A 13,391-nucleotide genomic window follows, 5' to 3' on the forward strand; every position below is an offset into this window, starting at 1 on the left:
AGGTAAACTCTGTGCCTAGTCATGACTATGAATGAAACCCCTTCCCGCGATGAACTTTTCGCTGCACTCGACAATGTCACCCTCTCTGAAGCCCGGTCCTTCCGTCGCCGCCTCAAGAAGGCCCGCGCCCCTAAAGCGCTGCAAGAAATCGGCACTGAAATCCATGACGCGGCCGAGCGCGTCGCACTTACCGACGCCGCCGTTCCCACCATCACCTACCCCAACGCCCTCCCCGTCACCGCCCGCAAGGACGATATCGCCGAGGCAATTCGGGACAACCAGGTCGTCATCATCGCTGGTGAGACCGGTTCTGGTAAGACCACCCAGATCCCGAAAATCTGCCTCGAGCTAGGTCGCGGCCGCCGCGGGTTCATCGGTCATACCCAGCCGCGCCGTATTGCAGCGCGCACCGTGGCCGAACGCATCGCCGCTGAATTGGACCAGAAAATCGGCGAGTCCGTTGGCTACGCCATCCGCTTCGATGACCGCGTCTCTGAGACCACCGCCGTCAAACTTATGACCGACGGCATTCTGCTCGCCGAGATGCAACGCGACCGCTTCCTCAATAAGTACGACACCATCATCATCGATGAGGCCCACGAACGCTCGCTCAATATCGACTTCCTCTTGGGCTACTTGAAGCGCCTATTGCCCAAGCGTCCCGACCTCAAGGTGATCATCACCTCCGCAACCATCGACCCAGAAAGCTTCGCCGCCCACTTTGCCGACGCCGACGGCAACCCCGCCCCTATTATCGAGGTCTCCGGACGCACCTACCCCGTAGAAATCCGCTACCGGCCACTCGAATTCGAGGCCGGCGGAAAAGTCGTGGACCAAGACCCGCTCGACGGCTTGACCGAGGCCATCGAAGAGCTCATGCGCGAAGGCGACGGCGATATCCTGTGTTTCTTCCCTGGCGAGCGAGATATCCGCGATGCCATGGAGGCCATCGAAGGAAAAAAGTGGAAAAATGTCGAGGTCACTCCGCTCTTTGGCCGCCTATCTAACCAAGAGCAGCACCGCGTGTTTAGCGAGCACCGCGGCCGCCGCATCGTCTTGGCTACCAATATCGCCGAAACCTCGCTTACCGTGCCCGGCATCCGCTATGTCGTCGATACCGGCACCGCCCGCATCTCGCGGTATTCCACGCGCACCAAGGTCCAGCGGTTGCCCATCGAGCCCATCTCGCAGGCCTCCGCCAACCAGCGCTCCGGCCGTTGCGGCCGCGTTGCCGACGGCATCGCCATCCGCCTCTACAGCGAACAGGATTTTGAAAGCCGTCCCGAGTTCACCGACCCAGAAATCCTGCGCACCAACCTCGCGAGTGTCATCCTCCAAATGGTTTCGCTCAAGCTCGGTGATATCGAACAATTCCCCTTCATCCAACCTCCCGAGCACAAGGCCATCCGCGATGGTCTCACACTCCTCCACGAGCTCGGCGCCCTCCACGACAAGCAGGACAAGCCCTCGCTCACCACCATCGGCCGAGATCTTGCCCGAATCCCACTGGATCCGCGCATGGCTCGCATGCTCATTGAAGCCAATACCAACGGGTGCCTCGATGATGTCATGGTCATCGTTGCCGCCATGACCATCCAGGATGTGCGCGAACGACCCCTCGACTTCCAAGCCCAGGCCGACCAAGCCCACGCCCGCTTCAAGGACAAGACCTCAGATTTCTTGTCCATGCTCAAACTATGGGATTACATCAAGCAAACCCGCAACGAGCAATCCGGCAATAAATTCCGCAAGCGCATGAAACAGGAGTTCCTCCATTACATGCGCATTCGCGAGTGGTTCGACCTGGTGCGCCAGCTCAAGGACGTCACCAAGCAACTGGGTTGGACCTACCAGGAAGGCACCGAGCGCCGCTCCGATGACATACACATGTCCCTCCTTTCGGGCCTGCTATCCAATATCGGTGCCCGCGATGGCAATTCCAAGGAGTTCCAGGGCGCGCGCAACACCCGCTTCCTGGTATTTCCCGGCTCCGCCCTGGCTAAAAAGCCTCCCGAATTCCTCATGGCTGCCGAGCTGGTAGAGACTTCCCGCCTCTGGGCGCGCGATGTCGCCGCCATCGATCCCGCCTGGGTGGAAAAGCTCGGTGCAGACTTGCTCAAGCACAACTACTCCGAGCCCACCTGGTCTCGCAAACGCGCCGCCGCTATCGCGCACCAGAAATCCACGCTCTACGGCGTGCCCATCGTGGCCGACCGCACCGTGCCCTACCACCGCGTCGATCCCTCCGCTGCCCGCGATATGTTCATCCGCAACGCCCTTATCGCCGGCCACTGGAACACCCACCATGCCTTCTTCAAGGCCAACGCCCAAGCGCTTGACGACGCCGCCGCATACGAAGAAAAGGCCCGCCGCCGCGGCCTTATCGTGGACGAAGACACGCTCTTCGATTTCTATGACCAGCGCATTCCGGCCAAGGTAACCACCGGCCGCCACTTTGACTCGTGGTGGAAAAAGGAGCGCCGCCGCACCCCGGATCTGCTGGATTTCGATCCCACTAAGCTCATCGATGACTCCCATGAGGTCACCGAGGAATCCTTCCCCGACCACTGGCGCAAGGGTTCTATCGATTACGAACTGACCTACAAGTTCGAGCCCGGCGATCCTCTCGACGGCGTCACCGTAATGGTTCCCATTCCTATGCTCGCCGGATTGGATACCGAAGGCTTCGATTGGCTCGTTCCAGGTCTGCGCCTAGAGCTCGTCACCGAGCTTATCCGGAGCCTGCCCAAGGCCCTGCGCCGCACCGTCGTACCCGCGCCCGAGTTTGCCGAGCGCGCAATCGACCGCCTCATCCCTTATGAAGGACCCATCACCCAGCAGCTTGCCGACGTCCTCCGCGAACTCGGTGGTCAAGGAATCAACGCCACCGACTTCCAGGCCAGCAAGCTACCCGCCCACCTGCGGATGAATTACGGGGCCATCGATAAGCGCGGCAAAATCGTCGACTCCGACCGCGACCTCGCGGCGCTCGTCCGACGTCAGGCCGGACACATCAAGTCCTCCGTATCTCGCGTCTCTCGCACCTCCGAATCCACCGCCGTCAGCGAATGGACCGACGACACCCTCGGCACCATCGATGACACGGTCAAGACCACCGTCGACGGCCACGAGGTCACCGCCTACCCTGCCCTGGTCGCTACCAAGGAGGGCGTCGAACTCAAGGTCCATCCCACCAAGGCCGCCGCAGATGCCGCCATGGTCACGACCACACTTACGCTCCTCATGCGTGAGATATCCGTCAACGCCTCCCAAATGGTCAAGGGCCTGCCATTGCAACAGCGCGTCGCCGTCGATTCCTATCCGCACGGCGGCGCCGAGGGCCTTGTCAACGACGCCCGCGTCGCCGCGATCCGCGACCTGATGATGGAAGCCGGCGGACCCGTCCGCACCCCCGCAGCGTTCCAGAAGCTTAAAGACACAGTCAAGCCCCAAGTCCCAGGCCGCGTACGCCAGGCAGTAGTAGCTATTGCCCCAGGACTCGCCGAGTACTCCAACCTGCGAGCGGAACTCGCTCATTGGGACGGTCCAGCGATCGATGACATGCGCGCACAACTGGACTTCCTCCTACCCCGAAACGCCATCACTGTCCACGGAATGTCCCATCTGCGTCATCTACCGCGATATATCCAAGCCATGCGAATTCGTCTAGAGGACATGAACCTTGACCCGGACCGCGATGCGGACCGCCAAGCCGAGGTAGACAACGCCAAGGCCTACCTATCCAACCGCCTTCGCAGCCTCCCGGCCGGCCGTGAAAAGACCCGCGAGGTCAAGGACGTGCACTGGATGATCGAAGAACTTCGAGTTTCTCTTTTCGCTCAGCGCCTTGGCACAGCCCACGCCGTTTCACTCCGCCGTATCCAAAAGGCGGTGGACAAACTGCGTTAAAAGTCCTCGCGATCGCGCCTTCGCATCAGCCGAATCTCGGATTCAAAGTCATCTGCGCTTTCAAAAGATTTATATACAGAGGCAAAGCGCAGATAGGCCACCTCATCAAGGTCCCGCAGTGGTTCCAGGATGGCCAGGCCAATCTCGTTCGCGTTGACCTGCGAGGAGCCATGACTGCGCACGGTCTCCTCTACTTCTTGCGCCAGCTTCTTCAGGGCATCGTCGCTTACATCTCGCCCCTGGCAGGCACGGCGCACACCGCGAATCAATTTATCTCTACTGAAGGGCTCGGCCAAACCGTTTCTCTTCACCACAAGCAACACGGCCTTCTCAACCGTGGTAAAGCGCCCCTTGCACGAAGCACACTCGCGCCGGCGGCGAATCGACGCTCCAGCATCGACCACACGCGAGTCGATGACGCGGGATTGCTCATTGTGACAAAAGGGGCAATACACAGTGGTCCTTTCACTGACGTTGTTACGCCAGTAGTTTACTCACCTTCAATTCCGTTCGACCACTGGGCTTCGCCCCATCGTTCCCCTAGCGTGTTACTGCAGCCTCTACTTGTTGCACATTAGAGGCCGGCGGTTGCGGTGCACTGTTTCCTTCAGTGCTAGCTAGTCCGCCTAACAAAGTGCCCACAAAGACCGCTACACCAAACACTGCGCCCAATGCGTAGTTACCTGTGTTCGACTCACCTACGCTGTTTCGACCCCTATTCGATCTATTCCCAGACCTTCCGGTCGGCGTACGGTTCGAACGATAGGTCGTGCAATCTTCCACACGTAGAGTTCGAACATACCAAGAGTTTGCGGTACTGCGGACCGCAGAACCGTAGCCACGCTCCACATCCCATACGGCCGCAGAAGGCACCACTACGGGTTCGCTAGCGTTGCGAGTTACCAGGTTATTGCGAGAATTGAGCAGCAGAGACATAACTTTCCTTTCGACGACTGAACCCACCGTAGGCACCTCATGCGACACGCCATGATATCCAGTCGCCATAATGTTCGATTTAGTTGGTACGTTCGATTTATAGCATCGCTTCAAATACTTGTCCACCCCAACGCGAAAATCTCGAACATCTGTACTTTTCGTGCTACAAATGACGTGTGGCAACATTTCAGCACCGCCAGCTAACAGACCACCTATAAACCCACCCGATCCCCTCCGAGGAGCCAGCAATGGGCCGCAAGCCAAAGAAGACCACCGAGAAAACCGATTACGCCTCCCTATCTGACCGCCAGCGACGCATTCTCAATGTCATTAGTGACGCCGTTATGTTGCGTGGTTACCCACCAAGCATTCGCGAAATTGGTGACGCAGCGGGTCTACAGTCCACATCATCGGTCGCCTATCAGCTAAAACAATTGGAAGAGAAAGGGTTTTTGCGCCGAGACCCTAATAAGCCGCGTGCCGTAGATGTTCGTCACCTTAATACGGATGATGGCGCCAAAAAGCCCGGCCGCAAGCCGGCTAAGCCTGAGCAGCAAATTCCCGAGGATGCAGGTGCCGTTTCTTATATTCCTGTGGTCGGCCGTATCGCTGCGGGAGCACCCATTACCGCAGAGGAAAACGTCGACACATACTTCCCAATGCCTGACGAGGTGGTCGGTGGCGGCGATCTTTATATGCTGCAAGTAGTCGGCGACTCGATGCAGGATGCCGGCATCCTTGACGGCGACTGGGTAATTATTCGTTCCCAGTCAGTTGCAGAGGAAGGCGAGTTCGTGGCCGCCCTGCTCGAAGGATCTGAAGCTACCGTCAAGGAGTTCCACCGCGATTCCTCCGGCGTATGGCTGCTTCCCCACAATGAGGCCTACGCTCCCATCAACGGCGATGATGCGGAAATCATGGGCAAGGTTGTATCGGTATTCCGTAAGCTTTAAGCACTCACCCGACGCAGATTCTATAACCCCGCAGGGGCCGAGCGTGGCCTCGCGGGGTCTATCTATGTTCACCCTTCGTTGACGCGGCCCGTTTGCTGCTACCCCCATTTTTGCTCCAATTCGGACCCGGACACCAAAAGAGACGAAAATCCCACTTTCGCACTTTTCCTTCTAACCAGGCATTTTAGAGCGTCAGATCTACAATGCAGCTGTGAAAATTTTTGCTTTAGTCCGTTTATTCCCGATTTTTGAGACAATGGACTAAGCAAAACAACATCGCCGGATTTTCATTTCCGCATAAAGTGGCAACTTTTACCCCCACGCCATGACGCGATGTCTCTAGATTCAAGGAGGAATCATGTACGCAGAAGAGCGGCGTCGCCAAATCGCTTCCCTCACCGCCGTTGAAGGCCGCGTTAACGTTACTGAGCTCTCAGAACGCTTCGAAGTTACGGCCGAGACCATTCGCCGCGACCTTGCGGTGCTTGACCGTGAGGGTATCGTCCATCGCGTGCATGGCGGCGCAGTAGCCTCCCAATCCTTCCAGACCGCGGAGCTTACCCTGGATACCCGCCAGCGGTCCGCCTCCGGCGCAAAAGCGGCTATCGCCCGCGCGGCCCTAGATTTTCTCCCCCAGGGCGGCGGCAGCATTTTCTTGGACGCAGGCACCACCATTAACGCGTTCGCGGAGCTCATTGGACAGCAATACCCGCAGGCGCAGTTTAATATTGTCTCCAATAGCCTGCCCATCGCCCTGTCGCTAGCGGGCAATGGCGTGCCTGACGTCCAGCTACTTGGCGGTACGGTCCGCGCGATTACTCAAGCCGTCGTTGGCGATACCGCGCTGCGCACCATAGCTTTAATGCGTGCCGACGTCGCCTTTATCGGCACCAATGCCCTAACCCTGGACCATGGCTTGTCGACGGCCGACTCCCAAGAGGCAGCCATCAAGTCCGCCTTTGTAACCAATGCCCACAAGGTAGTGGTCATGTGTGACTCCAGCAAGCTGGGCAATGACTATTTGGTAAGTTTCGCGTCTGCCGCCGATATTGACGTCGTCATTACGGACGCCGCTGCCCCCGATTCTTTCGTGGAAGCGTTGCGCGAGCGCGAAATTGAGGTCGTGCTCGCCAGCGAATAATCCCCCGATCCTTCGCCTACTTTAGGCGAAGGACTCCATGCGTTCTACCACTGCGGTACGGGCAGCGTCAGGGCTTTCCGCATCCAGTGCCACCTCGGCCAGCTGTTGGCACTGTTCCAAGGTAACTTCTGCCAGCTGCGCGCCGACGCCTGCTACCGCCGTCGACGCTGCGGATAGCGAATTTACGCCCAAACCGGTAAGCACGCAGGCCAACATCGGGTCGGCTGCTGCCTCACCGCACACGCCTACCGCGACGTTATTGGCCTGGCCCACGATGCAGGTGTGCTGAATGAGCCGCAGCACAGCCGGCTGCCACGGGTCGGTCAGGTAGGCCAGCTGTGGCGACAGGCGATCTGCAGCCATAGTGTACTGAGTCAGGTCATTGGTGCCGATGGACACGAAATCAAGGTGCGGCATGATTTTATCCGCCATAAGCGCTGCGGCCGGAACCTCGATCATGGCGCCGGCAGTCAGGCCGCGTTCGCGGCACAGGCTAGCAAACCACTGGGCCTCGGTAGAGGTGGCAACCATAGGAGCCATCACCCAAGTGGATGCTTTGTCATCGCGAGCCTTAGCCGCTTGCGCAATCGCATCCAGCTGGCGGGTCAGCAGAGCCTCATTATCGCGTGCTATACGCAGGCCACGAACACCCAATGCTGGGTTTTCCTCGGAGCTTAGCGTGGCATAAGAGATAGGCTTATCGGATCCAGCATCCAGCGTACGTACGACAACTTTTGATTCAGGAAAGGCATTAAAGACCTTGCCGTAAATCTTTGCCTGCTCGTCAACGCTGGGCTCTTCACTGGCCGAGAGGAACGACAGCTCCGTGCGGTACAGGCCGATACCCTCTGCCTGCGAATCCGAAGCAATACGGGCGGCGTTGCCATCAGCGACGTTGGCAAGCAGCTGCACACGGTGACCGTCCTTGGTTTCAGCCGGGCCGCGCCATTGGGCAACGCGTGCCGCACGCTCGCGGTACTCGGCCACTGCCTTTGTGGAAGCCTCTTCATCGGCCCCAAGGGTGACGGCGCCCACTGCACCATCGACGAATACCAACGTGCCGCTTTCAATATCGCTAAGCGCGGCGCCCACAGCAACGATGCATGGAATATCCAACTGACGGGCGATGATGGCCGTATGGCTGGTAGGTCCACCAAGCTCGGTGACAAGGGCCTTGATGTGCTTGGTATCCAGCGTCGCGGTATCGGCCGGGGCCAAATCGTCCGCGAACAGCACGGCCTCGCCGTCTACGAGCGGCAGGCCCGGCTCGTCCTCGCCGCGCAGCTCTGCGATTACGCGGTCGCGCACGTCCTTCAAGTCAGTGGTGCGCTCTGCCATCACGCCGCCAGCGGCCTCGAACATGGTGACAAACTTATCGGTGGCACCGACAGTGGCAAATTCCGCATCCCGGCCGGTGCGGATATTCTTGCGCACCGCCTTATGCCAACCACGGTCCTTGACCATGCCGGCCGTTGCGGTCAGAACTTCCGCAGCCTGACCTTCCGCGGCAGCAGCTCGCTGCTCTAAGCGGCCAGCGACAGTATCTACGGCCGCAAGGAAGCGGTCGTATTCAGAATCGCTCGCTTGCTCTGGGTCAATGCTTCCCTCGGTAGGCAGAGCCGGGCGAGGGCGGACCCACACGGCTTCGGCGTAGGCGACGCCGGCAACGACACCGGTTCCTTTGATTGTGGACTCAGACGCGTTTTCCATGAGCGTACTTCCTTCGAAGATAGCGGTTTATTAACTTCCAGAACACCACAAATCGGATAGAAAAGCAATGTATACCACAGAAATTCTGTTGACTTTCGGACATAATCGGACAAGAATCAACATTTAAGGGCGGGCCATGCCCGCGAGGTTCTCTCCAACGGCGTTCGGCCCCAATATACAACCTGCGAAAGGGACAACTTGATTCTCACGCTGACCCCCAATCCCAGTATCGACGCCACCCTTGTGCTCAGCGAGCCATTGACCTCCGGTGATGTCCACCGCGCCAGCGAGGTCACACAGGTTGCTGGCGGCAAGGGTGTAAACGTCACCCATGCCGTGCACTTGGCCGGCGAGCAATCCTTGGCTCTTTTCCCGGCCCACGACTCCGATTCTTTCCTAACTCTCATCCACTCGGCCGGGCTGCCTTCCTCTGCGATCCCCATGGACGGCACAATTCGCGTCAATACCACCATCACAGAGCCTGATGGCACTACCACCAAGGTCAACGGTCCAGGCCCTGTGCTTTCCGACGCCGACTCCCACGCCATTACCTCCGAGCTCACCGCCCGCGCCCTTGCCTCCGACTGGGTGGTTCTAGCCGGCTCCCTGCCGCGTGGCGTTAACACCGATTGGTATTGCGATCTCATCTCCGCGGTCCGCGCGGCCGCACCACAGGCACGCATTGCCGTCGATACGTCAGATGCCCCAATGCAGGCCATTGGCGAAAGCCTCAATTCTGCTGCGCCGGATCTCATTAAGCCCAATGGATTAGAGCTCGGCCAGCTCACCGGAACCGACGGCCGCGAACTGGAAGACCAGGCCGCACGCGGCGAGTACTCGGGGGTTGTTCGGGCGGCCCGGGACGTCGTCAAGCAGGGCATCGCAGAAGTACTCGTCACTCTTGGCGGTGCCGGCGCGGTGCTGGTTACCGCGGACGGCGCTTGGGCTGCAACTCCCCCGCCAACAACGGTGAAATCCACCGTAGGCGCCGGTGACGCCGCGCTCGCCGGATACCTCCTCGGCCGCACCGCCGGTAAGTCGCCGGCCGATAGCCTCGCGCAGTCGGTGGCTTACGGAACTGCGGCTGCATCCAAACAAGGCACCCAATTCCCCCGCCCAGAAGAACTCGATATCGCACATACCCCCGTAAACTCGCTAGCCTAAGGAGTGCCTAAACATGGCTTCCGACCTCATCACTACCGACCTAGTCGCGCTCGACGCCGACTTCGGCGACAGCGTTGACTCCGTTATCACCAACCTGGCCACGCTGGTCCATGACACCGGCCGAGCCACCGACATCGCCGGTTTGGCACAGCCCGCCATTGACCGCGAGGCCAAGGCCGGTACCGGCGTCCCTGGCGGAGTCGCCATTCCACATTGCCGCTCCGAGGCCGTGACCGAACCTACCCTCGCATTCGCTCGTCTGAGCCGCGGCGTGGATTTCTCCGGGCCCGACGGCGACGCTCAGCTCGTCTTCCTCATCGCCGCTCCGGCCGGCGGCGGCAAAGCCCACTTGAAGATTTTGTCCAAGTTGGCCCGCGCCCTAGTACGCAAGGACTTCCTCGAGGCACTTCGCAACGCACCCACCAAGGAAGAAATCGTTCGGCTTGTGCTGGACGTAGTAAATGCCGAAAAGCCGAAGAAGAAGCCAGCCGAAGAACCGGCCGCCCAGGGCGCTACTGCCGGCACTGCCGCAACCGGCGCCGGTGCCGGTGCCAGTGCCGCCGGCTCCTCCGCCGCCGCGCCCTCGGCCGCAACCCCTACTAACTCGGAATCTTCGGCCGATGTCACCCGCATCGTGGCCATCACCGCCTGCCCCACCGGCATCGCTCACACCTACATGGCCGCCGACGCGCTGACCCAGACCGCAGCCGAGCGTGACGACGTCTCGCTGACCGTAGAGACCCAAGGCTCGTCAAATAATGAGTCTGTCTCTCAAGCCACCATCGACGCGGCCGATGCAGTTATCTTCGCCACGGACGTCGGCGTGCGCGATCGCGAGCGCTTCTCTGGCAAGCCGGTAATCGAATCCGGCGTCAAGCGCGCCATCAATGAGCCCGGCACCATGCTCGATGAGGCCGTCGCTGCCGCGCACAACCCCCACGCGCACAAAGTCTCCGGCACCGCTACCCGTGCCGATGCGGAAGAAGAAGGCAAGTCTCTCGGTTGGGGCAAGCGCATCCAGCAAGCCATTATGACCGGCGTGTCTTATATGGTCCCGTTCGTCGCGGCCGGTGGTCTGCTGCTCGCCCTCGGCTTTCTTTTCGGTGGTGCCGATATGGCAAATGGTTGGCAAGCACTATCGACGGACTTTTCGCTCGGCAACCTCCCCGGCCATGACGTGACCGTTGACGGCGAACTCATGCACTTCGAGCGCTCCGGGTTCTTGCTCTATCTCGGCGCTGTTCTCTTCGCCGTCGGCCAAGCGGCTATGGGCTTTATTGTCGCCGCGCTGTCGGGCTATATCGCCTACGCGCTCGCCGGCCGTCCGGGCATCGCCCCGGGCTTCGCGGGCGGCGCGATCGCAGTCACCTTGGGCGCTGGGTTCATCGGTGGCCTGGTAACTGGTCTTCTGGCGGGCTTTATCGCCATGTGGATTGGCAATTGGAAAGTGCCGCGCTGGCTGGGCTCGCTCATGCCGGTCGTCATTATCCCGCTGCTTACCTCGCTAATCGTCGGCCTTGCAATGTACCTGCTGCTGGGTGCACCGTTGGCAGCCATCATGGACGGCCTGCAAAATTGGCTATCGTCCATGTCCGGCTCCTCGGCCGTGCTCCTTGGCATCATCCTCGGCTTGATGATGTGCTTCGACTTGGGCGGCCCAGTCAATAAGGCTGCCTACCTCTTCGCGACGGCCGGGCTGTCCACCGGTGACGAATCCTCCATGCAGATCATGGCCGCCGTCATGGCTTCCGGCATGGTCGCACCGATTGCGCTGTCTCTGGCTACGTTTATCCGCAAATCTCTGTTTACCCCGGCCGAGCAGGAGAACGGCAAGTCTGCTTGGCTGCTGGGTCTGTCCTTCGTCTCGGAGGGCGCCATCCCGTTTGCGGCGGCCGATCCGTTCCGCGTCATCCCTTCGATGATGGCCGGCGGCGCGGTGACAGGCGCGATTTCGATGGCCCTGTCGGTCGGTTCCCGTGCCCCGCACGGCGGCGTGTTCGTCTTCTTCGCCATCGACCCGTTCTGGGGCTACCTCGTGGCCATTGCAGCCGGCGTGGTTGTCTCCACTGCGGCGGTGCTGGCGATGAAACAGTTCTGGCCTAACAAGGCCGTCGAAGAAGCCGCCCAGAACGTGGCAGCATAAACCAAACACTCGTACACTGGATTGTAAAAATCCCCGTAAGAAAGGATAATTTCCATGGCTTCCAAGACTGTAAAGGTTGGCTCCTCCGTAGGCCTGCACGCACGTCCCGCATCCATTATCGCGGACGCTGCTGGCGAGTTCGATGAGGATATCTTCCTTAACCTGGTCGGCGACGATGATGAGGATGAGACCGACGCTGCCTCTTCCCTGATGATCATGGCTCTTGGTGCAGAACAGGGCGATGAGGTTACCGTCACCTCCGAAAACGAAGAAGCAGTGGAAAAGATTGCTGCTCTCATCGAGAAGGACCTAGACGCTTCCTAAGTCCTAAAACGGTTCGACTTTAGGCTCCCCACCCTTGCGGTGGGGAGCCTTTCGCTTGCCGACGCCACCTATCCCCACGGTGGCACCCACGTCACCTGCCCACGCACTCGGGCTAGCCGGCCTCGTCGCGGCGGGGCGTTGGGGTCATCATCATTGACGCCGTTGTGATAGGCACAGCATGTCGCAAGGTTCGCAGCGTTGGTCTCGCCGCCATGCTTCCAGGCTTTGAGGTGGTGAATCTGGCACTTGTCGGCAGGATAGTTACAGCTCTCCCACGGGCATACCGGGTTGACCGCAGCCGCCATGAGCCGCTGCTTGTCGTTGGCTACGCGCGAGGTCCGGTAGAGGTTGACCGGACCCTCATGGGGATGGACGAGCGTGACATAGCCGTGGTCGCTCAGTGTCCGCGCGAAAAGCTCGGCTCCGGTGATTCGAGCGCCATTGGTGAGTTGGAGGGTGATTTCCTCGCCGCCTCCATCTACTACGCGGTCGAGCTCGTCAAGAGTGAGAACCACCTGCGTCGTCACCGTTGTGCGCGACGCATCCGCCTTGCCAAAGAAGAGGTCTTTGGCAGATTCCAGCGGCTTATTGGCATCCAATGCAGCGTGCATATCCGCCACATCGGCCGAATCCCCGGTAATGGTCAGTGACCACGGGCCGCCGGAGCGGCGGGTAATTCGTACTCCCTTTTCGGGCTCGCGGCGCGGTCGCAGTTCGCGTACCAAGGCGCGGGCGCGCTTTTCCAAGGCGGTGGCGCTGCCGCGAAAGGCACACAGTTCGGTGCGTAGGGTCCAGGCATCGCGCTGCGTCGGCAAGCGCAGGGCATACTTTTCAATCAGCAGTAGCACGTCGAGGGAATGCCCAGTCTGCCGCGCCGCTCGCTGTTTGGCGGCAAAGCCGCACCGGCCGAAGTAGGTATCGCATAGACGCAGCAGGTCGCGCGCGGCTATATCTGAGGCGCCTCGCGCGATCAGCTCACGATCGCTGAGCCCCTGAACGGCGGCGATAATGTCCATGCCGGCGCCCACAGCGTTTAAGTATGCGTCTAATGCGGTCATGCCGCTGAGTTAAACAGCACCCGCAGGCCTACGCGAGCCGCATATCGGCCCGC

9 protein-coding genes are annotated in these 13,391 nt (G+C 60.1%); 6 read left to right on the forward strand and 3 right to left on the reverse strand.

Annotated elements, in window-relative coordinates; genetic code table 11:
- The first annotated feature begins 21 nt into the window (after positions 1 to 21).
- Positions 22 to 3,909, forward strand: coding sequence for an ATP-dependent RNA helicase HrpA (gene hrpA, locus QP934_RS03845; protein WP_419126850.1), 3,888 nt, complete (start codon positions 22 to 24; stop codon positions 3,907 to 3,909).
- Here hrpA and nrdR read toward each other — a convergent pair.
- On the reverse strand, positions 3,906 to 4,364 hold the full coding sequence (gene nrdR, locus QP934_RS03850; RefSeq protein ID WP_005328590.1) for a transcriptional regulator NrdR: 459 nt from the start codon (positions 4,362 to 4,364) through the stop codon (positions 3,906 to 3,908). The two genes, hrpA and nrdR, sit on opposite strands and share 4 nt — an antisense overlap.
- A gap of 729 nt (positions 4,365 to 5,093) precedes the next feature.
- On the opposite strand from nrdR, the gene lexA reads away from it, so the two are divergent.
- Positions 5,094 to 5,798, forward strand: coding sequence for a transcriptional repressor LexA (gene lexA, locus QP934_RS03855; protein WP_198493192.1), 705 nt, complete (start codon positions 5,094 to 5,096; stop codon positions 5,796 to 5,798).
- A gap of 358 nt (positions 5,799 to 6,156) precedes the next feature.
- Positions 6,157 to 6,939, forward strand: a complete 783-nt coding sequence (locus tag QP934_RS03860; RefSeq protein WP_049377410.1) for a DeoR/GlpR family DNA-binding transcription regulator — start codon at positions 6,157 to 6,159, stop codon at positions 6,937 to 6,939.
- Positions 6,940 to 6,960: 21 nt separating this feature from the next.
- On the opposite strand, the gene ptsP is transcribed toward QP934_RS03860, so the two are convergent.
- Positions 6,961 to 8,649, reverse strand: a complete 1,689-nt coding sequence (gene ptsP / locus QP934_RS03865; protein ID WP_284838840.1) for a phosphoenolpyruvate--protein phosphotransferase — start codon at positions 8,647 to 8,649, stop codon at positions 6,961 to 6,963.
- 198 nt (positions 8,650 to 8,847) lie between these two features.
- Between ptsP and QP934_RS03870 the strand changes: the two genes are divergently transcribed.
- Genes QP934_RS03870 through QP934_RS03880 form a run of 3 tightly spaced genes read left to right on the forward strand, consistent with a single transcriptional unit; the run spans position 8,848 to position 12,280 of the window.
- The gene (locus QP934_RS03870) at positions 8,848 to 9,813 is read left to right on the forward strand and encodes a 1-phosphofructokinase family hexose kinase (RefSeq protein ID WP_284791062.1); all 966 of its coding nucleotides are present in this window, start codon (positions 8,848 to 8,850) and stop codon (positions 9,811 to 9,813) included.
- A 13-nt stretch (positions 9,814 to 9,826) separates the two neighbouring features.
- Positions 9,827 to 11,956, forward strand: coding sequence for a PTS fructose transporter subunit IIABC (locus QP934_RS03875; protein ID WP_419126851.1), 2,130 nt, complete (start codon positions 9,827 to 9,829; stop codon positions 11,954 to 11,956).
- A gap of 54 nt (positions 11,957 to 12,010) precedes the next feature.
- The gene (locus tag QP934_RS03880) at positions 12,011 to 12,280 is read left to right on the forward strand and encodes an HPr family phosphocarrier protein (RefSeq protein WP_005325102.1); all 270 of its coding nucleotides are present in this window, start codon (positions 12,011 to 12,013) and stop codon (positions 12,278 to 12,280) included.
- Between the two features lie 68 nt (positions 12,281 to 12,348).
- Here the strand turns inward: QP934_RS03880 and QP934_RS03885 are convergent, their stop codons facing one another.
- Complete coding sequence (locus QP934_RS03885; RefSeq protein WP_419126852.1) at positions 12,349 to 13,338, reverse strand: HNH endonuclease signature motif containing protein; 990 nt, start codon at positions 13,336 to 13,338, stop codon at positions 12,349 to 12,351.
- Positions 13,339 to 13,391 lie beyond the last annotated feature (53 nt).

It is taken from the genome of Corynebacterium sp. MSK122 (genome assembly GCF_030229435.2).
In the GTDB taxonomy this organism is placed as follows: domain Bacteria; phylum Actinomycetota; class Actinomycetes; order Mycobacteriales; family Mycobacteriaceae; genus Corynebacterium; species Corynebacterium marquesiae.